The 20887-nt window shown below is 67.4% G+C and carries 19 protein-coding genes and 2 pseudogenes; 11 read left to right on the plus strand and 10 right to left on the minus strand.

Annotated elements, in window-relative coordinates; all coding sequences use genetic code 11:
- Positions 1-34: 34 nt before the first annotated feature.
- Entirely contained in the window at positions 35-1291 is a 1257-nt protein-coding gene (locus ACFZDC_RS32510) for a nucleotide sugar dehydrogenase (protein ID WP_391329361.1), read from the minus strand.
- 66 nt (positions 1292-1357) lie between these two features.
- On the opposite strand from ACFZDC_RS32510, the gene ACFZDC_RS32515 reads away from it, so the two are divergent.
- Positions 1358-2131 (plus strand): glycosyltransferase, encoded by a 774-nt coding sequence (locus tag ACFZDC_RS32515; RefSeq protein ID WP_391329362.1) that lies wholly within the window; start codon positions 1358-1360, stop codon positions 2129-2131.
- 119 nt (positions 2132-2250) lie between these two features.
- Here ACFZDC_RS32515 and ACFZDC_RS32520 read toward each other — a convergent pair whose 3' ends face one another.
- The 3 genes from ACFZDC_RS32520 to ACFZDC_RS32530 form a co-directional block, all read right to left on the minus strand.
- Entirely contained in the window at positions 2251-3168 is a 918-nt protein-coding gene (locus ACFZDC_RS32520) for a TauD/TfdA family dioxygenase (protein ID WP_391329363.1), read from the minus strand.
- 810 nt (positions 3169-3978) lie between these two features.
- Positions 3979-4407 (minus strand): hypothetical protein, encoded by a 429-nt coding sequence (locus ACFZDC_RS32525; RefSeq protein ID WP_391329364.1) that lies wholly within the window; start codon positions 4405-4407, stop codon positions 3979-3981.
- Between the two features lie 116 nt (positions 4408-4523).
- A complete protein-coding gene (locus ACFZDC_RS32530; protein WP_391329365.1) occupies positions 4524-5006 on the minus strand; it encodes a hypothetical protein in 483 nt (160 codons plus the stop codon).
- A 378-nt stretch (positions 5007-5384) separates the two neighbouring features.
- On the opposite strand from ACFZDC_RS32530, the gene ACFZDC_RS32535 reads away from it, so the two are divergent.
- From ACFZDC_RS32535 to ACFZDC_RS32560, 6 genes are all read left to right on the plus strand, one after another.
- Positions 5385-6173 (plus strand): aminotransferase class IV, encoded by a 789-nt coding sequence (locus ACFZDC_RS32535; protein ID WP_391329366.1) that lies wholly within the window; start codon positions 5385-5387, stop codon positions 6171-6173.
- Between the two features lie 42 nt (positions 6174-6215).
- Positions 6216-7325, plus strand: coding sequence for an SUMF1/EgtB/PvdO family nonheme iron enzyme (locus ACFZDC_RS32540; RefSeq protein ID WP_391329367.1), 1110 nt, complete (start codon positions 6216-6218; stop codon positions 7323-7325).
- 68 nt (positions 7326-7393) lie between these two features.
- Positions 7394-7603 carry a hypothetical protein gene (locus tag ACFZDC_RS32545; RefSeq protein WP_391329368.1) on the plus strand — a complete coding sequence of 70 codons (210 nt, stop codon included), beginning with the start codon at positions 7394-7396 and terminating at the stop codon, positions 7601-7603.
- Positions 7600-8085, plus strand: a complete 486-nt coding sequence (locus tag ACFZDC_RS32550; RefSeq protein WP_391329369.1) for a restriction endonuclease — start codon at positions 7600-7602, stop codon at positions 8083-8085. The genes ACFZDC_RS32545 and ACFZDC_RS32550 overlap by 4 nt, the downstream gene beginning before the upstream one ends.
- A gap of 424 nt (positions 8086-8509) precedes the next feature.
- Positions 8510-9265: a hypothetical protein gene (locus ACFZDC_RS32555; protein ID WP_391329370.1), complete on the plus strand. Its 756-nt coding sequence runs from the start codon at positions 8510-8512 to the stop codon at positions 9263-9265.
- Positions 9266-9694: 429 nt separating this feature from the next.
- Complete coding sequence (locus ACFZDC_RS32560) at positions 9695-10852, plus strand: ISAs1 family transposase (RefSeq protein ID WP_391329371.1); 1158 nt, start codon at positions 9695-9697, stop codon at positions 10850-10852.
- Between the two features lie 36 nt (positions 10853-10888).
- Here the strand turns inward: ACFZDC_RS32560 and ACFZDC_RS32565 are convergent.
- Positions 10889-11149, minus strand: a pseudogene (locus ACFZDC_RS32565) (TniB family NTP-binding protein); the annotation flags it as partial.
- Positions 11150-11284: 135 nt separating this feature from the next.
- Here ACFZDC_RS32565 and ACFZDC_RS32570 point away from each other — a divergent pair.
- Positions 11285-11650 carry a hypothetical protein gene (locus ACFZDC_RS32570; RefSeq protein WP_391329372.1) on the plus strand — a complete coding sequence of 122 codons (366 nt, stop codon included), beginning with the start codon at positions 11285-11287 and terminating at the stop codon, positions 11648-11650.
- A 217-nt stretch (positions 11651-11867) separates the two neighbouring features.
- A complete protein-coding gene (locus ACFZDC_RS32575; protein WP_391329373.1) occupies positions 11868-12674 on the plus strand; it encodes a transposase family protein in 807 nt (268 codons plus the stop codon).
- A gap of 20 nt (positions 12675-12694) precedes the next feature.
- Here the strand turns inward: ACFZDC_RS32575 and ACFZDC_RS32580 are convergent, their stop codons facing one another.
- The 4 genes from ACFZDC_RS32580 to ACFZDC_RS32595 all read right to left on the minus strand — a co-directional run bounded on the left by ACFZDC_RS32580 (position 12695) and on the right by ACFZDC_RS32595 (position 16014).
- Positions 12695-13444, minus strand: a complete 750-nt coding sequence (locus tag ACFZDC_RS32580; protein ID WP_391329374.1) for a transposase family protein — start codon at positions 13442-13444, stop codon at positions 12695-12697.
- Between the two features lie 125 nt (positions 13445-13569).
- Positions 13570-13965, minus strand: coding sequence for a hypothetical protein (locus tag ACFZDC_RS32585; RefSeq protein ID WP_391329375.1), 396 nt, complete (start codon positions 13963-13965; stop codon positions 13570-13572).
- Positions 13966-14390: 425 nt separating this feature from the next.
- Positions 14391-14927 (minus strand): hypothetical protein, encoded by a 537-nt coding sequence (locus ACFZDC_RS32590; protein ID WP_391329376.1) that lies wholly within the window; start codon positions 14925-14927, stop codon positions 14391-14393.
- A gap of 592 nt (positions 14928-15519) precedes the next feature.
- Positions 15520-16014: a hypothetical protein gene (locus tag ACFZDC_RS32595; RefSeq protein ID WP_391329377.1), complete on the minus strand. Its 495-nt coding sequence runs from the start codon at positions 16012-16014 to the stop codon at positions 15520-15522.
- Positions 16015-16335: 321 nt separating this feature from the next.
- On the opposite strand from ACFZDC_RS32595, the gene ACFZDC_RS32600 reads away from it, so the two are divergent.
- A complete protein-coding gene (locus ACFZDC_RS32600) occupies positions 16336-17532 on the plus strand; it encodes a restriction endonuclease (protein WP_391329378.1) in 1197 nt (398 codons plus the stop codon).
- A gap of 88 nt (positions 17533-17620) precedes the next feature.
- Positions 17621-18832, plus strand: coding sequence for a VWA domain-containing protein (locus tag ACFZDC_RS32605; protein WP_391329379.1), 1212 nt, complete (start codon positions 17621-17623; stop codon positions 18830-18832).
- Positions 18833-19510: 678 nt separating this feature from the next.
- Here the strand turns inward: ACFZDC_RS32605 and ACFZDC_RS32610 are convergent.
- Positions 19511-20839 (minus strand): annotated as a pseudogene (locus tag ACFZDC_RS32610) (NF041680 family putative transposase); the annotation flags it as partial.
- Positions 20840-20887 lie beyond the last annotated feature (48 nt).

Below are 20887 nucleotides of genomic sequence, written 5' to 3' on the forward strand. Positions count from 1 at the left end.
AAGATCGGCAGCCGGTCGGGGGAATCGCGACAGGCTAAAGGACTTCGACGTTCGCTCCGGACATGCGGTTTCGGCAGTCCAGAACCCAGGTCGCGTTTTCCTGGATCATCGCGAGGTCGAATCGGGTGTGGTCCACAAGGAGCACCACGGCATCAGCGGCAGCAACCTCCTCCGCGCTCGCATCCACCCGGACCACGTTGAGTTCGGTACCCGCGTCGTCCGGAATGTTGGGGTCGGCGCCGCAGACCTCGGCGCCGAGGCCGATCAGGAGTTCGGCGACACGTGGCGAAGGTGAATTACGGAGGTCGGTGGCATTGAACTTATATGTCAGGCCGAGCAGCAGGATTCGGGATCCGTTGATGGTCATGCCGCGCTTGTCTAGTGCTTCCACGACACGCCGGACGACGTAGTCGGGCATGTGGCGGTTCACGTCGTCGGCGAGTTCCACGAACCGGAAAGGGACGCCGAGTTCCTGCTGGATCTTCCACGAGAGGAACATTGGGTCGACGGGCAGGCAGTGGCCGCCGACGCCCGGCCCCGGGGTGAACCGGGTGAATCCGAAGGGCTTGGTCGCGGCGGCGTCGATCGCCTCCCAGATATTCACGCCGAGGCGGTCGGTCAGCGTTGCCAACTCGTTGATCATGGAGATGTTGACGAGCCGGAAGGTGTTCTCGATCAGCTTGGCCAGCTCAGCGACCTTGGTCCCGGATACCGGCACAATGGTATGAAAGATGTCGCCGTAAAAATCCTGGATTACATCGAGTGATTTGGTGTCGATTCCGGACACTAATTTGGGCGTCGCCTCGAACGACCACTTCTTGTTCCCCGGAGCGATTCGCTCAGGACTGAATCCGGCCAGGAAGTCCACCCCGCCTTTTAGGCCCGAGGTCGTTTCCAGGATCGGCAGCAGCAGTTCCTTGGTGGTGCCGGGATAGGTCGTGGACTCCAGGACCACCGTCGCGCCGGGGCGAAGGTACTCGCCCAGGGTCCGGGCGCAGGACTCGATATAGGTCAGGTCGGGCACGCCGTCCCGCAACGGGGTCGGCACGGTAATCACCGCGATGTCGAAGCCGGCCAGGGCGACAGCGTCGGCGGTCGGGGAGTAGGCCCCGGTGTCCAGTACTGCCCGCAGTCGCGAGGAGGCCACGTCCTCCACGTAAGACAGGCCGGCGACAAGCTGCTGGACGCGGTGCGGGTCTACGTCGTAGCCGACGACACGGTGACCCGCCTCTGCGGCGCGTACGGCCAGTGGAAGCCCTACATAGCCCTGGCCAGCGACAACTACCTGCATGGCAGCTCCTACTCGAATGCGGTGCTTGAATGGACCGTCGTTCCTGGTCTGGCAAGGAGAAGCGCTGTGCCTCTGGTGTCTGTCGTGATGCCCGTGTACAACTCGGCAGCCACCCTCGGTGCAGCCGTCCGATCGGTGCTCACGCAGACCCACGGCGACTTGGAGCTGCTGGTCACCGACGACCAGTCCTCCGATGGCTCCATGGACCTGCTCCGCGAGTTCGCCGAGCAGGACGAGCGCGTTTTGCCGCAGTCGGCACCCGAACGGGGCGGTGCGGGCCGGGCCCGGAACCTGGCGATGCAGCGGGCCCGCGGGGACTACATCGCCTTTCTCGACAGCGATGACATGTGGCTTCCCGAGAAGACCGAGAAGCAGCTCGCCTTCGCCGTGGAAGGTGATGCGCCGCTGACGTTCACCTCGTACTTCAAGATGGACGCCGACTACGACGGCGACAGCACCGACTGGGTCCCGAACGGGCGGGTGGTCCATGCGCGGGAGCACGTGGACTACCGCGCGATGCTGGTCCGAGACCATATCGGTGCCCTTACCGCCATGTATGACCGCAACGTCCTGGGCACGAGGCTGATGCCGGAGATGCGCAAGCGCCAGGACTACGCCCTCTGGCTGTCGATCATGCGGGACGGCGCTGACGCCCGGGGCCTGGCTGAACCACTTGCGGTGTACCGGGCCCACCAGGCGGGATCCCTGTCCTCCAACAAGCTGTCGCTCGTGCAATACAACTGGGAGCTGTACCGCGAACACGAGCATCTGTCGGTCCCGCGGGCGACGCGTGCGCTGGCCGGCGCTGTGTGGCAGTCGCTGCGCAACTCGCGCATCTAAATCCGCGCGCGGGCTCGGGGAGTCCGGTGCGTGACTATTTCCACGGGTGCCTGACCGGGCCCCGCCCCGTGGCCGTGCCGCGTGCTCGGTGGCTGGACCCGGGAGCGGGACTCGGTGGGTCACCGGTGCCGTCGGCCTACGGCCGAGCCGTCGCCGGCCCTCGCGCGCAGGAACAACTGGAGGAGCAGTCGTCGGTCGGCGACCGGAAGGGTCTCCTGACCGCCGCGGAGCGCCTCCCGACCATGCAGGAAGCGGCGCTGGTTGACGATGAGGTAATCCCCGGGCTGGAGCATGAAGGAGACCTGACCCCGGATGAGCTCCGCGGCAAGCTCCCTGGCGGCGTCGGCGTGCGCCCTGCTGAGCTCGGACCTCTCCAGCATCTTGGCAGTGAACCGGACGAACCCCTTGCCCGCAGTGGAGCCATCCAGGACCGGGAACGGCTTGTACTCCCCGCCCACGCCGAACAGGTCAAAGAAGGTCCCGTAGTGGTAGGCCGACTCGGCCAGCAAGGCGCGGCTGTCCTCCGACAGCCGAGCCGCCGCCGCGTGTGCGTCGGAGAGGATGCTGGGGCCGCCGCCGAGCGCATCGGGGCGAACGCACAGGAGCGTGGTGTAATCCGGGGGCAGGGTCCCGTTCACCAGGTCCATGTGGAACGCGTTGTACCCGATGCCGCTGGACTTGCCGGGGTCCTTATCAACCTTGACCCCGATGTCCTTCCACAGGGACCACCGCGGAAAGGGCGAGAAGGGGACCGCCACCTCGGTCGCGAAGGCCGTCACCAGCCGCAGGAACCGGTCGTCGTCGGCCCCCAGCGCCTTCGCGAGGTTCCCCAGGCGCAACACGGCGTATCCGCCGCCCTCCCCGGTTAGCGCGTGGCGCAGAGTCGTGAGGGTCTCCTCGAACCGCGGAGTGGCCGTCAACTCGGTCCGGTACCGCTCCATGGTGGACGTCGCCAGGAACGAGCCGTCCAATTTCCACGTCGGGAGAGGAAGGCCGATCAATGCGGCTTCGAGTTCGCTCGGGATGTCAATGAACACGCGGAGCCTCCTGTCTCTTAGGGTTTTCGGGATGCCGTTCGGGTGCCGCTGTCGTCCAGGCGCCGAAGGCGGTCCGGCAGCGGGTGAGTCTCGTGAGGCCATGGGGCTTCTGGGCCGTGGGTGTCGCCAAGTACACCGACGCTGGTCGGCGCCGGCGCTAGCTCGATGGAAACCGCTCAGGGAGCGGTGACTGACAGCGGGTTTGTGCCGAACGGGCTTGCAGCCGGCACAAACGGGCAACTCCTCCCGTCGACACCGGCTCCGTCGGGGGGCGAGCACCTGCATGGCGGCCGCGGTCCCTTGGGTAGCGCACGGCGTGCAGGTGCACGGTGAACCTTCCCGGAACCGAACCCCCGCGCGTACCGCGTCCGGCCGCCTCGCGTGTCGTCCGGGTCCCGGTACACCTCCAGCACGGTGGTACCGGTCATGGTGAGGACCATGCAGCGGCAGGTACGCGTAGCCGTGCGCGAGGAACGACCCCGCCGAGCGGTACGTGCCGGTGTCGAGGAGCGGCAGAACACCAGACGCCAGGGCAGAGAGCCAGCCGGTGACGGTTGACACGGTGATGTCAGGGATGTGGCGGGGATCGCGGCCCCGTGCCAAGAGCTGGTCGATGAATCCCGGGAAAACGGCGTCCACTCAAGTTGCCTCTTCGGTTGATTTCGGACGGTGTGTGGGCGGCGCTGGGGACGTCGGGGGCGTGGCCCCAGCGCCGCGTTCCGCCCGTGCCGACTGCCGGATCGACTGCGGGCGGAGTGTGGGCCTGCCTGATGGCCAGGGAGTGGGTCGTCCTGGCCGCCAGGCAGGGGTCTAGGGGGCGGCGTCTGCTGCGGGGAGGTAGGTGAGGAATACCCCTCGCGTGTGCAGGTGCTCGAGGAGGCGGGCGTAGGTGTCGTTGTCGGTGGTGAGGGCCGGCCGGGCGATGGCGAGGATGCCGTGGGCGTAGCCCTGCGCGGCGTACCGGCAGGCTGCTGCGAACCCGGGCCGCTGGTCGAGCGGCGGTGGCTGGCCCAGGTCGGCGAAGGTCGTCTGCGTGGTCTTCCAGCGCATCTGCGTCGCGTACTGCGCTATCAGGGCGAGGTCGGCACGCCGCTCGGAACCGGTCTGCGCGAGCATGTAGGGGACGACGCGCACCGTGCCACGGTTGCGGGCGGCGATGGCGATGATCTGGGCCATGTACTCCCGGCGCAGGGCTTCCAGCCGGGCGGCACGGGCCTGGGGTTGCAGGGGTGTGGGCACGGTGCTACCTCGGAAAATCGATGCTTGCCGCCCGAGGAGGGGTCCTTTTGACGGCACGGAGTCGGGCCGCGTGTGGAATAGGGGCGAGAGTCCGGAGTCCACGACGCACTTGGAGATCAGGCGATCGTGCTCAGCACGGATCCGAGGAGCGTTTCGTGGGGCGCCGGGCCCGGCCGGAACTGGTCGAGCAGTTGGCCTAGGGCCGCTGGCGGTACGAGCCGGTCACGTCGGCAGGGGCGCAACCAGTAGGGGCCGGGGGGCTCTGTCGTCGTCATCGCGGGCAGAGCGATGTGGTGTGCGCGGCCTAGGCATAGCGCGTGCCGGTGCGCCCCCCACTGCTCGCTAGTGCCCGGAGGGACAAGCCAGATGAGCCACGACCGATGCGGGTCCTCGATCACCGGCCCGCACGCGTCGAGCTGCTCGTCGCCCATGTGCTGGATCCCGTCTAGGACCCTCATAGCGGCGTACGCCTGCGGGCCACCGGCCGTGACCACGATGTCGAAGAAGCGCCCACCCAGCGGGAGCTGCAACACGCGCTGCTGCTGGAGCGCCATCAGGCTGCGCACGCGGGCCGCCAGGTCCCCCATGTCGGAAGCCACGTGCTGCGGGTCCACGGCATGGGGACTTGAACCGAAACCGACCGGGGCGGTCGGGGGTAACTCCCGCTCAGACGCCAGTTCCCGTCGGGGTAACTGCGGGGTGACGCTCATGCCAGCGCTCCCTCATCGGCCAGGCTCAGGAGCGCTTCCGCGCACGCGTGCAGGCCCACTTCGAGCGTCGCTAATCGTTGCGTTGCATATCGGACGTAGGTGTACGCCAGGAGTGGCGCGACAGTCATGGGAAACACCCTCCGGTGACCCTGTGTGTTTGGAGAGCTACCAGGGAACACCGTCGCGTCCGGGCAGTGGAAGGAACTTTTGGCGAACTTACTAGTCGTCAAACACTGGACAACCTCGGCATTTCCTGGTGCTGATGCCATGCTGATGAACATGGCGGAACTGAACGGACGACCCGTTACCCCCGAGGCCCTGCTGACGCTGGCACTCACCAACTACGGTCACTTCACCTCCATGCGCGTGGACAACCAGCGCGTACGTGGCCTCGATCTCCACATGGAACGCCTCGTTAGGGACTGCCGGACCGTGCTCGGTGCGGACTTGGATCCGGACATGGTCCGCAGTTACGTCCGCCAAGCCGTGGGGAGCGTCACGGGATCATTCGTCGTCCGCGTCTCGGTCTTCGACCCAGCAGTGGAGATGGCCCACCCCGACCGAGCCAAGACCCCCCACGTGCTGGTGACTGTCCGGCCGGCTGCCGACCTGCCGCTGCCCCCTCTGTCGGTAAAGTCCATCCGCTACGAACGAGACGTACCGACGGTCAAACACGCAGGGCTGTTCGGCGCGCTGCATGCACGGCGCACCGCACTCCTGGACGGCTATGACGACGCCCTGTTCATCGGTCCGGACGACTGCGTCAGCGAGGGCGGCACCTGGAACGTCGGCTTCATCGGCGAAGACGGCATCGTGTGGCCCAAGGCCGATGTACTCCCAGGTGTGACGATGGCACTGCTGCAGCAACTCGGCCAGCACCACACCGCCCCGCTCACCCTCGCCGACGCCCAGGGCATGCACGCAGCCTTCGCCACCAACACCGCAATCGGCGTACGGCCGTTGTCCGCCATCGATGATGCCCCCATGGCCACTGAGCACCCCGCACTCACCCAACTGCGTGATGCCTACCTCGCCATCCCCGGCGATCTCCTGTAGGCGGCCGCAGTGACGGGGGTCGCACGATGGACAGGGCGGGAGGTGCAGGCCTTCCGCACCGCCCTCCGCAGGAACGGCCGGGACTTCGCCACTGAGGTCGGCGTCAGCCATCGCATGCTGGTCAAGTGGGAGACCGGAGGCGAGAACATCATCCCGAGGCCCGGGAACCAGGCAGCGCTCGACACGATGCTCGCCACCGCCGGCCCCGAAGTCCAAGAGCGTTTTGCCGCGCTCATCACAGAGCGAGCTGCGGCCGACCAAGACGCACGCGCCGAGCAGCTGTTACGCCGCGAAGGGCAACACACTAAGAGCCCCGTCGACGGAAAGCTCATGGTCCCGGTGGAAGAGGGCATCTACCTATCCGGGCCAGGTAACAAGCCCACTTGGATCGAGGCATACCTGATCGACGTCTACCCGACCACCAACGCCGACTACGCCCGGTTCGTACGCGCCACCAAGTACCGGGCTCCGCAACATTGGCCCAACGGAAAATGCCCAGACAGCATCATCGACCACCCCGTGGTGTGGGTGACCTGGCATGACGCCGCCGCCTACGCCAAGTGGGCCGGAAAGGCCCTGCCAACCAGCCAGCAGTGGGAGAAGGCGGCCCGCGGCACCAAGGGCCGCACCTATCCGTGGGGAGATGCCCCGACCGCCGCGAAGTGCAACGTCCTAGACAGCGAGATAGGGCGTACCACCCCCGTCTCCCGCTACCAATCGGGAGTGAGTCCTTACGGCGTCTTCGACATGTGCGGCAACACCTGGGAATGGTGCGCCACCGAGACCACGCACAGGCGACAAGAATTAAAAGGCAGCGCGTTCACGTCACCGTTTACGCGCGCCGCTCCCTCCCTGCTGAACGACGCCGACGTCACCATGTCCGACAACGACACCGGCTTCCGCTGCGTCAGTGCGGCCCGTAAGGGCAGCGCCCTGCCTAGCCCCGTGCCAAGCCCGACCGATCAGAGCGGGGCTCGCCGATCGCTAGTGACCCGGGGCTGGGCCGGGCTAGCCCGGCCCCGTGAGGAGATATACCCAGGCCGGGGCCCGGCCGTGTCCATCCCGAAGAGCGTTGTCAGTGGTGGCTGCCATCATGCGAGCGGCGGGGATCAGATTGCTTCGAGGGGGAGGCAGCATGCCTTGGGTACGTGACTACGTGCGCTCCGATGGGACTGCAGTCAAAGGGCATTTGAGGTGGGCTCCGGGCAGCAAGACGGGAGATGACGATCTTCGGGATGTTCGCGTTAGCCGTGGTCGGGTTAGGCCACGGCACCAACGGCTCCACAAGCGGCCCCGGTGAGGTACCGCGGCCGCAGTCGACGGTCCACTATCCGATCCGCTTCGACACCACGGCGACGCTGCCGAAAACGCAGCCGCAGCCCACGGTTTCATACCCGATCCGCTTCCCCTCGCCCAAGGGCCGGCGGTGAGCCGCAAGCGCCCGCCGACACGGCGGAAGAAGCGCCCCGGCAAGCGGCAGCAAGAGCGCGACGCCCGGATGCTCGGCCTTCTTGTGGCCGCGGGCGTGGTGGTGATGGTCATCCGCTGGCTGGCAGCGCACTGGTGGGTCGTCGTCCTGGCCCTCGCTGCTGTGGCGGCTGCCGGATGGCTCTACACCCGGCGCCAGCAGCTCAGATGGGAGGCGGTGCGCGCTCAGGGCCTGCGCTACCAACTGCTCGAACTGGACGGCCTGCACCATGCCCGGTTCGAAGGTGCGATCCGGGAACTGATGCGCCGCGACGGCTGCACCAACGCCGTCCGCATAGGTGGCGGCGGAGATCTCGGCGCGGATGTGAAGGCAACCGACCCGTACGGGCGGCGCTGGGTGATCCAATGCAAGCACCGCCGCAACGGCCTGGCCGGCTCCCCAGTCGGCACCCCCGTCGGCGCAGGTTCCGGCGTTGCCGTTTGACTGGCCGTGGCCGTCGCGGTGACCGTCGCCGTCGGCCGCACCTTGTCGGCCGCCGGCTTCGCATCGCTGTGGTTGTCCTGGCCGCTCCCGCCGGCGCCGATGCCGAGGAAGAAAGCGAGGCCGATCGCGGGCAGGACGTACCGCTTGCGTGCCCACTTCGGGGTAGTTGGGGCGGGTGGCCTGTGGCGGCATGATGTACGGGTTGCTCATGTGTCCCCCAGGGTGCTCGGGAGGGACGACCGTAGCGCCAGTCGTGAAGCTGGTGTGCAGCTTTCGTGTGGTAGTCACCTATTCGTGACGTCACCCAAGCGCTGCCACCGTGCAGGGCTTCTTCACGCCAACTGGGCATTCTATAGATCCATTTGACCGCCTATGGGGTCAATGGGACCATCCCGCCAGCGAGCACCACGCTGGGGGGATTCACATGAGATGCATCATCGGCCTGTCCGCGGCCGCCATCATGGCGGCCGCCGCGCTCAGCGGATGCAGCAGCCACGACAACCAGCCGGCCGCCGGCACCAGCACGAGCAGCAGTCGGCTCAAGCAACCGGCCGCGGTGGCCTCGGCCGTGACCGTACGCCTTGCCTGGAGCCACACCGTCAAAGACGGCGGCGACAAAGAGGTTTGGTACGTGGCCCGGGTCAAGAACCCCGGCAAGTCGGCGGCCTCCGTTGCCCTTGTTCGCGCCCTCGACAAGACCGGCACCATCGTCGGCTCCAGCGAGGACACCCTGCCGAACGTCCCGGCCGGCGCCACCTTCGACTACTTCGGCGACCTCGGCGGGGGCCTCGGATCTGACCTGACCGGCACTCCGGCCAAGCTTCAGGTCTCACAGGCCAAGGACGCCTTCGGCCAGGCCGGGGGCGTCGATAGCCCGATGTTCGCCACCAGTGAGATCAAGCTGACCAAGGGCAGCCGCGATTACCTGCTCGCCAACACCCCGTACGCCTACAACCTTGCGGCCAAGGTGACCAACAGCAGCCACGACAAGATCGACGGCGATGTCACCCAGCAGGTTGTGCTGTACGACGCGCACGGCCGGGTGGTGGGCGGCGGCACCGGCTCATCGGACAACGTTCCTGAGAACCTGCCCGCGGGGATGAGCTACCGGGAGCAGTGGACCGGCATCCCGGCCACGGCCAAGGCAGTGCGCGCCGTCTACACCGTCTGGCCAGGCTGACGGCGTGCGCGGCAGACACACCACGGCTGGCGCGGACAGCAACAAGCGGCGTCGTGTTCGTCCAGCTTCTCGGCCAGCGCGGTGTTCAGCCACCGAAGGGAGGCCTGCGCGATCAGCAGGGCCCGGACGGCATGCGCAGGCGAGTAGGCGCCGTCGTCGACCTGGTCTGTGCTCCCGTTCCGGTTGAAGGATGCTGGACCGCTGCCACGGTCGGGTCTGTCAAGCGATTTACACTCCCTGCCGCGGTCAGGGTCTTTGAGAAGTCTCGAGGTGGGCGGTTCGCCTGGTGAGTGCTGCACGTGACGGGTTGTCAGCTTCTGTAGGCAGTGGCCCCCCGGACGCGGAACAGGCATGGCCGCTGGTGATCATGTGGGTGTCGAGTCCGTATGAGCACCGAGCGAGTCCATGCCTGCGAGCCCATCTTCCCGTATGCCCTCATACCTGCGACAACTGGGGGACTCCTCCGGTCCAGCCCCGCCGGAGACGGTCGCTGACCTGCGGAAGTATCTGGTCGAGGTACCTGATCCACGGGCCCGTCGTGGCATCCGGCACCCGTGGACGGCCCTGCTCGCCGCAGCGGCCGCCGCCGTTCTGTCTGGCGCCGTCTCGATCACGGCAATCGGTGAGTGGGTCGCCGACGCGCCGCAGCGCGTCTTGGCCCTGCTCGGGTTCCGCCCTGACCCGCTGACCGGCCTGTTCCGGCCGCCCCATGCCACGACCATCCGCCTCGTCCTGGCCGCCGCGGACGGCGACGCCCTGGACCGGGCCATCGGACGCTTCCTCCAGGAACGCCAGGCGCCGGCCGCCGGTCGCAGGCTCATCGCCGTCGACGGCAAGACACTCCGCGGCTCCCGCACCCGACAGAAGACTGCCACCGCCCTGATCGCCGCAATGACCCACGGCGGACAGGTCCTGGCTCAAAGGCAGGTCGACGGCAAGAGCAACGAGATCCCGGCCTTCGCCCCGCTCCTGGACGGCATCGATCTGACCGACGCGGTGATCACCGCCGACGCCCTCCACACCCAGCACGACCACGCCTCCTACCTGCACGAACGCGGAGCTCACTACCTGGCCGTCGTCAAGCGGAACCACCCCGGACTCCATGAGCGAGTCCGCCGCCTTCCCTGGCGCGACATCCGCCTGGACCACATCGAGCGCACCCGGGCCCATCACCGCGACGAAATCCGCCGGCTGAAGACCACCGCATTTGCGCACATCGACTATCCCCACGCACGCCAGGCCCTCCAAGTCGTGCGCTGGAGACGGGACATGGGCACCGGCAAGCTGACGATCGAGCGAATCTACCTGGTCACGAGCCTGCCGCCCGGCGCGGCCACCGGCAGCGAACTCGCGGCCTGGATCCGCGGACACTGGCACATCGAGAACCAACTCCACCACGTCCGCGACCGCACCTTCCACGAGGACGCCTCAAAGATCCGCACCCGCAACCTGCCCCGCGTCATGGCCGGCCTGCGCAACCTCGCCATCGGCATCCACCGCCAAGACGGCCACACCAACATCGCCGCCGCCCTACGCCGCACCGGTCGCGACCACCAGCGGCCCCTCACCGCCCTCGGACTGACCTGACGAACCCGGACACAAGATCACTTCTCAAAGACCCTGGGGGGTGTCGGTGACGTTGATGCCGGCGTAGACGAAGGTGGCGGGGAGGCGTTCGGTGAGGTCTTTGAGGAGGTCGGCGGTTTGGGCGCCGGTGGTGGTGCGGGGGTTGAGGCGGTGGATTTCGTCGATGAGGACGAGGTGGACGCCGGCGGCGGTGTAGGTGTGGCAGACGGCGTCGGTGATCTGGGTCTGGTTCATGCGGGTGGCCACGGGGATGCCGAGGTAGCGGGCGAATTCGGTGATGAGGGTTTTCGCGGTGGCGCATCGGCAGGACTTGCGGGGCTTGCCCGGTCATCACCCACGGTGCGACGCACCCGGACACCAACGATCCGGCGCCTCTACACAAAGAGACGGAAATCCCATGCTGCAGTTCCTCACTGCTCCAGCCCCCTGGCTGTGCCTCGCCCTGCCCCTACAAGCGCTGCCCGCAGCCGCATTCACGCTGACGCCATTTTTGAGCCGCACCCCGACCGCTCCATCAGTGCAGCCCTGCGCGGCCAGCACGCCGCGCAGCTCAAAAGCCACAACCGGAAGTTCAGCCGTCTGTACGCGCTGTCCGCCGTGTTCCTCGCGGTCGCCACCACCACCAGCTGCATCCGGCACGACTCGTGGATCTGGACCAGCCTCTACGGGGCGCTGGCCGTACTCACCGGCATCGAGGCTTGCGCCTGGCACGCCTTCCGCAGTACGCCGCCGGACACCAAGAACGCAGACGCGGAGAACGGGACCGGCAACAGCGAGAGCGCCACGCCTGAATCCTGACCAGCCACCCCCTGACGGGCCGCATCGAGCACGCGGCGGCCCGTCAGGCGCTCCGGCGCCAGACGGCCGCCGTCGAACCGCTCTGCAGACATTTGCAGCCTGACCAGGCTGCTACCGGCCGGCGGAGGGCATCAGTGAACCTCTTTCATCCTGTGCTGGCGGGTGAAATGGGCTGGTCAGTGAGTGTGGTGACGAGGCAGGGCCCCTCGTCGTTGGCGTGGTGATTCCACTCAGCACACCGGCGACCGAAGGGGCCCTGTTGGTTCCGTATCCTGCCACGCTCGACGTCCCGCATGAGCTCGTTGAGCACGTTGCCTGGCTGCTGTACGAGCACCGCCGCGCACGTAACACCCGCTGGCGGAAGCTCGGCTGCTTCGACCAGGCGCTGCTCACGCTGGTCCACCTGCGTAAGAACGAGACGTTCGCCCAGCTCGGCGCCGGGTTCGCGATATCGCAGGCCACCGCCTGGCGCTACGTGGACGAGGCCCTGGACGTGCTGGCTTCCTGGGCCCCAGGTCTCCAAGAAGCCCTCACCGGCCTCGGTGAGGGCGACCACGTCATCGTTGACGGCACGCTGATCCCCACCGGCCGCGTCCGCGCCGATCAGCCGTACTACTCGCAGAAACACAAGAAGCACGGCATGAACGTACAAGTCATCGCCCGCCCTGACGGCACACCGCTGTGGTTCTCCCGCGCGACACCCGGCCGCACACATGACCTGACCTCGGCCCGCGCCCACGGCATCGCCCAAGCCTGCCTGACCCGACAGATCCTCGTGCTGGCGGACCGCGCCTACCAGGGCGCCGGCGCCACATTCCGCACCCCGTACTACCACCACAGCGAACAGCCCGAGCACTACCAGCAGTTCAACCGCGACCACGCCCGGCTCCGAGCCCCCGGCGAACGCGCCTTCGCCCGGCTCAAGTCCTGGACCATCATGCGCAGGGCACGCTCCTCCACCCGCCGCATCAGCCGCACCGTCCAAGCCATCCACGTACTGCTGACCTGCGACTATTCAGGATGAAAGAGGTTCAGTGAGCGTTTTCAGCGTTGACGCTCCAGGGTGAGGACGGCTTTGGTGATGACGGTCATGCGGTTGGGGCTGATCCGGGACCTGCGGAAGATCTGCCAGGACTTCAGCCGTGCCATGCCGCGTTCGACTGGTGCTCTCGCCGCGGCCAGGGCCCGGTTGACGGTGCGCTGGGTGAGGGTGAGTTCACCACCCGGTGGCCGTTTGAGTCCCGTGGTGACCCAGGGGCCGGCGCCTTGGTAGGCGCAGTCGGCGAGGATCGGGACGCCCTGGCGTTCGCAGATTTCGATGATGCGGTGGGTGCCTGCTGCGGTCAGGTCGTGGGTACGGCCCGGCAGCGCGGGCGAGATCCACAGGACCTCACCGGCGGGGTCGGTGACGACCTGGACGTTCACGCCGTGCCGGCGGTGCTTGGCCGAGTAGTCGGCTCGGCTGTCGCCGACGCGGTCGCACTCGGCAAGGGTCCCGTCCAGCAGGACGAACTCCGGATCATGCTCGCGCAGAGTCTTGAGCAGGCCCGGGGCCCGTTCGGCGAGCAGGGCGGTCACGGCGGTGACATACGCGTGGGCGGTGCCGACGGATATCCCGAAGCCGGATGCAAGCCGGGTAAGGGTGTCGTGGCGGCGTAGGTACACCAGAGCGACGAGCGCCCGCTGGTGCGGCGGGAGTTTGCACCGTCGGTCGCCCTCACGGGTGACGATGAGCATGGTGACCCACTCGACGAGGGCATGCGGGAGGTCGAGTGCGGCAGGATAGGGAACCAACAGGGCTCCTGTGCCGATGGGTTGAGACTTCGAACACCTCCCCCAACGGCACGGGGGCTTTGTGCGTTGCGGCCCTCACCTCGACCTCGCCGGCGTCACCCGATCAGTGGCCACGCTGAAAACACTCAGTTGGTAGACTCGACGTTGTAGAGGGTGTTCTCAATTGTTTTCGCCTGAAGCTGATATGCCGGGTACAGCGTGCGGACGGTGTCCAAGTACGGCCCCATCGCGTTCGGGCAGTAGGCGGCGAGAAGTGCGGCTGTAGCGTTCAGATGCTCTTTGTTTTGTATCTTGAACCCGGGCTGTCCGCCCCCCTCCAGGTGCCTGCAGTTGCCCTCAGCGAACGACTCGGCTGTGTCTTGGCTAACATCCCATTCCGCATGCAGGCGGCCCATGTATTCCTTGTACTTACGGTATTCCGGCGACCCGGTCGGCCTGACCGCCAGGAAGACGGCAACCGCCACGGCCGCCACCGCGATTGAAGCCATGATGAAAAGACGGCTGCGCGCTATTTTCTGCACTGCGTTTCCTTGCGTCGTAGATGCATCATCGGGAGTTATCAAGCCTGTTCCACTTGCTAGTGACTCTGCTGCCTGCCCCGCACCGGATTGGCCGGTGGATGCTTCGGCCTCTCGCTGGGCTTCACTTGCCGGTGGATGCCCCGTTCCGTCCTTTGGGACGACCGACTCGAGCGATGCAGGCGGACAAGAGGGGAAAGCGCCCACGCCCTGGGGGCGGCTTCCCCTCGTCGTCTCGCTGCCCTCCACGCCGCGCCATTGCCTGCTTCGTGTGCGCCGCTCACGCGGACGGCCGGACAACGTCCCGAACGGGGACCTGGCCATACGTACGGGCCGCACGCCGCACTCGGGTGTCGAACAGGCGGGCGGAAGCCTCTACCAAACGAAAGTCGACGGCGATCTACTACTCCATTCTGTGGGAGCGTGCCTCAACTCAGCTTGCCGATTGCCGCCTTGTACGCGGCAGCCTGCGCGGGAGTGAGGTAGTGGGAGACACGGACCAGGACGGTGCCGTGGACGTAGTCGTACTCGGCGAGCGCTGACATGGACTTCGTGACGGCCGCGATGTACTTCGCGCGGCTGCGTGCGTCGGCGGCTGTCGCGAACGCTTCGATGGCGCCGCCGCGTTCGATATCGCCCTTGTCGGTACCGCTGACCTCGCTGGCCGGGATCCGTGTGTCGTCGAACGTGATCTTCGAGGTGTACTGGCCGGGCCGGCCGAGGAGATGGTTCGGGTCGTTGGCCGCGGTGACGGTGCCCGACAGTTTCGCGGAGGCGACCTTGCCGGAGATTTGTGTGAACGCGTTGCTGGCGTCGAGCGGCTTGCTGGCGGTGGGTGTGGCGGACGCGCCAGCCTTCCCCGTGGTGGACTGCTGATCCGAAGCGCCGCTGCCGCTGTTGCTGCTGCAGGCCGCAAGGCCGGCGAGGAGGAGGGTGACGGCTGTGGTGCTGAGGGTTTTCTTCACGGCCCAGATATAAGTTGCCCAAGGCAGCTTATGGAAGCCCGTGCAGCTCATGTGATGGAGTTGTGATCGTCTTCTCGGGGTGCGCTGACACCGAGGCGCGGGACGGCTCGTCTCCGACGATCTCTATACGCCGACGGCACTTCCGCAATGCGGCTGTCTCCTACAGGCGTTGGATATCTGGCGGGGACGCCGCTAGCGTCGAGCGCGGCGACGGCGCACCGGCGCAGGCCCTCGTCGTGCCAGGCGGTCGCGAGGCGATCGACGGGTCCGAATCCCCCAGCGGCGTGCTTGCCGGGAGGCCGGCGTCGACGAGGGGCCGGTGCTCAGCGTTCAGTCGAAGCCGGCGGCAGCCACACGACATCCTCCACGGTGAAGGCTCCAGCAACCGGCGAGCAGATCGAGCGGCGGGCCTGCAGCAAGCGCGGCGCGCCACCCTGAGGCCACCGCGCTCACGGCTGTGCGGGCGTGGCACCGGGCACCTCCGGGTGGCACGGACTGCATCCCACGCCACCGCTAGGATGGGCGAGCGGGGTTGTGCTGGCCCGCCGTCAGTGCAGCCCCGCACCTTCACAGCGGCACAGTGCCGCCGAGGTCACTGTTGCTGACCGTACGAGAGCTTGACTCCCGCTTCGAGCTGCTCGCGCACTTTCATCACAGGGTCCCGGTCGCCGACCTGCAGGCGGTACTGCGCGGCCCCGCCGGGAACGCCCCTGACGGACAGAGCCCAAGTACAGCTGTCTGCGACGACCTCGCCCTGGACGCCGTCGGCGAGCGCGCCTTGAGCCAGCTTGTGTCCGTCCAGGTCGGAGACGGTCACGGGGGTGCCGCCACGCAAGTCGGCGAAGTCTTCCGTGCCGACGCATCCTTCACCGTCCTGGCCGTTCACCCAGGAACCGAAGACCGTGACCTTGCCGGACACCGTGAACGCAGGCCCGCTGGGGACATCGGCTCCCCGGTCCGAGGTGGCCCACCACACCGCGCCAGTGACCGCCGCGCCGACGACGGCGCCGGCAGCGGCGGCGAGCACGGGATGGACACGGCGGAGTGCGCTTGCCTGCGTGGCTATGGCCGGGGTCATCTGTGACATGCCAGGAATCATGGCAGGTGACTGGAGCGATTGACCCGCCACTGCTCATGCAGGCCGACTGAGAGCGCACTTGAGCCGGTCATCGCGGGAGGCCGCGACCCCTCTGGCCCGGCCCGGGCTGTTCTGACGCTTCCGTTATTGTTCATACTTCTACCAACAGGGGCGCGTTGAGGGGGTCCGGTGGAACGCGGTAAGTGTCCGGTGTGTGGGCGAAGAGCACCGGCGAACGACGGGGTCATCGGCTTCCACGGTACGGGTGGGGCCGGAGGCTGCCGTGGGCTCGGCCGGAGGCCCGTAGGCTGGCAGCCGCCGAAGCAGGCCGTGACAGCAGCGGCCGATGACAGTCACACTCCGGAACAGCTGGCGCCGCAATCACCGGGCGACCGCCACGTCGAGCGGATCACACTGCTGCTCTTCTGCATAGCGTTCCTCGCACTGCTCGTCCTGATTGTGGGCGCGTTTGTGTCCGACGTCGTGTGGGGGAGCGCGACGGTCGTCTTCCTCCTCACCACGTCTGCCGCGTTGCTGCTCGGCAAGACACCCGCCGGTCGCCGCAATGCCGCACGCGATGAACGTGACGTAGCCCGCCGCACCCGGGAGCAGGCCCAGGCCGCTGCGGAAGCAGAGCAGGAGCGGCAGGCGGCTGCCGCCGCCCTCGAGAAGCGCCGAGCACGCGAAGCGGCACGCACGATGCGACGCGCGGTACGGGAACTGCTCGACGATCTCCCGCCGCGGGGAACGCCGCAGGACGAGGCGATCGCCCACTGCTTGGAAAAGACGCTCGGCGAGCGCAATCCACGCCTGCAGGCGGAGGCTGAGCGTCTCGCCCGCCGGCACGTCGCCGTGGACGAACGCATCCTGTGTGTCGAGCAGTCGGTGACCGAGGGGAGAGCACGCCCCGCTCTGCTGATCCTCACCGACAGGGGAGCGGCCGTATCGGACAAGGGCGTCTCCTACCGGTTCGATCCCCGGCCCGAGGACGTGTGGGAGGCGTCCGAGACGGCTTTCGGACACCTGGGCGTCGGGGACTTGGCTTTTCGGTTCGCCCGGTACTCGCGCCTGCGGGTCGCGTTGGCGGCCCGCGAAGAAGCCGCTGTGGCCGCGCCGCCCGCTGCCGCAGTCCATCGCCCCGCGGAACGGCTGATCCGCGACGCCCGGGACGCGGAACTCGCGGCCGTCGACTGGATGCGCTACCTGGGCTTCACCGATGCCGCGGCCACGCCTGTCGGTGCGGACGGGGGCATAGACGTCCTCGCCGAGCGTGCTGTGGCGCAGGTGAAGAAGGAAGGCAGCCGCACCACCCGCCCTACCGTCCAGCAACTCCACGGTGTCGCGACCGCCAAGCAGCGCGCCGCACTCTTCTTCTCGATGGCCGGCTACACCCCGCCGGCCATCACATGGGCAACCCAGCAGGACGTCGCACTGTTCCAATACGACCTGCAGGGAACACCCCAACCCATCAACCCGCCTGCCCTGCGCCTGCTGGACGCGGCCGACGAGCACTGGCAGGCACGGTAGGCAAGCCCTCGAGGCAGATACGCCGAAGGGGCGGCAGACGCGCCCCCAGGCGACTACCGTTTCTTCCCAGGTGATCAAGGGGGACGGGATGCAGACGACGTCGCTGCGCAAGGGAGAGAACACAACGCTGTTGACAGCGCGGACCGTGCTGTCGGTGTCTGTACAGGGGCCCGCAGCGGACGTGTCCGCGCTGCTGCTCGGGCCTGATGGCAAGGTTCGCGCCGATCACGACCTGGTCTTCTACAACCACCCGGCTCAGGACGGTGTCTCCATCGAGGGCGCGGCGGTGACTGCGGAGCTCTCCCGCCTGCCGGCAGACGTGCACCGTGTCGTGGTCGTGGTGAGTGTGGACCCGCTGCAGCCAGGCACTGTCTTCACCCGAGTACCCCAGCTGACGATCACCCAGAGCGGCGGCACCACATTGTCGTTCACCGCGCCGGACTTCGGGTCGTGGGAGACGGTCGTGGTCCTGGCGGAGCTCTACCGCCGCGGTGACGGCTGGAAGGTACGGGCTGTGGGGCAGGGCTACGCCTCCGGTCTTGCGGGACTGGCGACCGACTACGGCGTCGACATCGATCCCGAACCCGCTGCCGCGCTGCTTCCCAGGCAGACACGCACGACCGCGGCACCTGCCGTGGACTTGACGAAGGTGGAGCGGCAAGCTCCGGGGCTGCTGGCGCCCGTGCGACAGGCTGGTCAGGCTCTCGCCGACCGGGGGATTACAGGGCGGCGAGCTGCCGTCTACCTCATCCTGGATCACGACTGGCACATGGAGGAGCTGTACGAGTCGTTCGCCGTGCAGGCCTTCGCCGAACGCGTATTGGCCCTGTCGGCCAACCTCGACGACGACGGTACGGTGCCCGTGATCTTCTCCAGTGGGCGAGAGCCGTTCCTCGAGGAGATCCGGTTGGACAACTACCGCGGCCGTATCGGGCAGCTGCACACCCAGGTCGACTGGGGCTGGGGCAACGTTGCCGGCGCGATGCGCCGCGCGGTCAGCCACTATCAGGAGTCCGGCGCTGCAGACCCTGCCTTCATCGTGACCCAGGTCGGTGACGAGCCCTGGGACAAAGCAGAGGTCCGCTCCATGCTGCAGAACACCGCCTCACTGGGGGTCTTCTGGCTGTTTGTGGGATTCGGCCGCGGCAAGCTCGCCTTCTACAAGAACCTCAACGCCTCCGCCTCTGCCACCTTCACCAACGTCGCGTTCTACGACGCCAGCAAAAACCCGGGCTCAGTACCCGGCGAGCGGTTCTACACGGGCCTCGTCGACGCCTTCGCTACCTGGATGCGACCGTGACCGGCGGGTCGAAGCACTAGGCCTGGTAGGGGTCGGCGTAGTCGGTCAGCCATCCCGGAACCGGCAGTAGATTCTTCACCACAGCCCACTCTGCGTCACTCATGTCCGAGCTGTAGCGGGGCCGGCGATCTGGCTGGTCGCAGGGTGTTCCCGAAACTGTGGGCGAGGCAGTCACACGCAGGAGTGGACGAACTGGACCGGGCAACCGCGACCACGCGACACTTCGACAACGGGGCCTCTTGACTCTCGCTGGACTCGACAACCGCGAGCTACCAAGAGGTCCCTCTTCCATGCCCCGGCATCGGCCAACTCACCGGATCCAGGGCGCTGTTCGAACCCAGCCGACCACGCAAGCGGTTAGAGAACAGGCAGTTACCTTGGCTTTTAACCCTGGCGTGAGACGAGACGGGCAAGTGACTCTGTGGGCCAGCAGAGCCATTCGAGAAGAGGATTGGTGACCACGAACCAGTGGATGCTGATCCAGCCCTGCTTCTTGTCCAGGATCGGTGGGGCCTGGTCCCGGTAGACGTACCGGTGGTATCGGTGGCGGATCGGCGCTCCGGCGATTAGCAGGACCGGTGAGGAGATGAGGATGGCCCCACCAGTGCTCTCGCGATGGTGAGCGTCGCTTTCTCCTCATATCGCATGCGTTCAGTGTGCTGACGCCTATGCCGCTTGTCAGCCTGTCCTGCGGGGTTTGGTACCGACCTTGTGGTGGTTGGGGCGACTGTAGGCCTCACCGGTGGCGAGGACGCGTCCCACCTCGTGCCGGGCGGCCAAGTGACGGTTCTTGGAACCAGGTGGTCGGCCAGGGCCGGGCTTGGACGGTTTCGGTGCACTGGTTGGGGAGCCGGTCTTCGTGCGCAGGTTCCTGAACCCCCTGCGGACGCGGGAGGGTGTCAGCTTGTTCGGCGGGGCCGGCTTCTCCCAGGGGCGCCGGAGATCTGTGGCCAGTGGCCGGGCGAGTCGAAGCTGGGCATAAGCAGCGATCACCAGCCAGGTCCACCGGTCGACCGCCTCCGAGCTGCGAAGCCGGGGCTTTGTCCACCCGAGTGTCTGCTTGAACAGGCGGAAGGTGTGCTCAATGTCGAAGCGGCGGAGGAAGGACTGCCAGCAGCGGTCGACATCCGCTGCGGTAGCGCCGGTGCCTGACCACCACAGCCAGACCGGCTTGTTCACCCCGCCGCTGGGCAGTTTCTCCACCACAAGGCGGATGACGGTGCCCTCGATGACGGGCAGTGGCCCATCATGGTCGAGCCATGCGGCCCGGCGGGTCAGCCGCGGGTGCAGCCGGTCTCACCCCTGCGCGGTCGCCTTCCTATAGAGCCGAGTGTCCGTAATCGTGATGGCCTGCTCGTTGCCCCAGGTTGTGGAGTCGCCGAAGACGAACTCGCCGCCGTGCTTGGGCGGCCGGCCGCCCTTGGGGTTGGCCAGGTGGAACTCTTGGCGGGAGGGCGTCGGACGCCGCATCACCCGGTCCGAACGGAGCCGGCCGAGGATTTCGACGGGCAGGTCACCTAGCAGGTGAGCGATGCGCGGGGCGTCGTATCCGGCGTCCAGCACAGCCAGGACCTCCGGGTCACCCGGCTGCCACTGGCCAGCAGCGAGCAGGCGCTCGACGACCTCGCGGATCTGCACCGCGGTCACGGCGGCAACGTCGGTGGAGGGCTCCAGACGGACCGCGTCCAGTACCGCCGTCCAAGACGTACGGCCGGTCTCGAGTGCGGCCACCACCGAGTACGGCCAGCCAGGCACCATCTGATGCTTGCCCTCGCCCCGGCCGAAGGTGTGGCAAAAGGCCCGGTCAGCACACGTGTTAGCGTCCGGTCGCAGCCACGGCGAGACATCCACCGCCAGCACGAGCCGACCATCCGCCGCCCTCGGCAACCGCACCCCGACCAGAGCACGACGCAGTCGGGCGACATCGATCCGGCCCTGGTTGAGTCCGCCGTACAGAGCCCCGTGCCCACGGCGGTGTTCGGGCGCGAGTGCAGTACTAAGGGGGGCCGCGCGGAGCGGGAGGCGCCGCACCGACGGCAGACGCATCCGGTCGTG

The organism is Streptomyces sp. NPDC007905 (genome assembly GCF_042959345.1).
Classification (GTDB): domain Bacteria; phylum Actinomycetota; class Actinomycetes; order Streptomycetales; family Streptomycetaceae; genus Streptomyces.

What these genes read in the sequence shown, in the direction of transcription:
- ACFZDC_RS32560 (WP_391329371.1), top strand. Translation starts at nt 9,695, where the DNA reads ATGCCCTCATACCTGCGACAACTGGGGGACTCCTCCGGTCCAGCCCCG.
- ACFZDC_RS32545 (WP_391329368.1), top strand. Translation starts at nt 7,394, where the DNA reads ATGACGATCTTCGGGATGTTCGCGTTAGCCGTGGTCGGGTTAGGCCAC.
- ACFZDC_RS32605 (WP_391329379.1), top strand. Translation starts at nt 17,621, where the DNA reads ATGCAGACGACGTCGCTGCGCAAGGGAGAGAACACAACGCTGTTGACA.
- ACFZDC_RS32555 (WP_391329370.1), top strand. Translation starts at nt 8,510, where the DNA reads ATGAGATGCATCATCGGCCTGTCCGCGGCCGCCATCATGGCGGCCGCC.
- ACFZDC_RS32510 (WP_391329361.1), bottom strand. Translation starts at nt 1,291, where the DNA reads ATGCAGGTAGTTGTCGCTGGCCAGGGCTATGTAGGGCTTCCACTGGCC.
- ACFZDC_RS32595 (WP_391329377.1), bottom strand. Translation starts at nt 16,014, where the DNA reads ATGTCACAGATGACCCCGGCCATAGCCACGCAGGCAAGCGCACTCCGC.
- ACFZDC_RS32535 (WP_391329366.1), top strand. Translation starts at nt 5,385, where the DNA reads ATGCTGATGAACATGGCGGAACTGAACGGACGACCCGTTACCCCCGAG.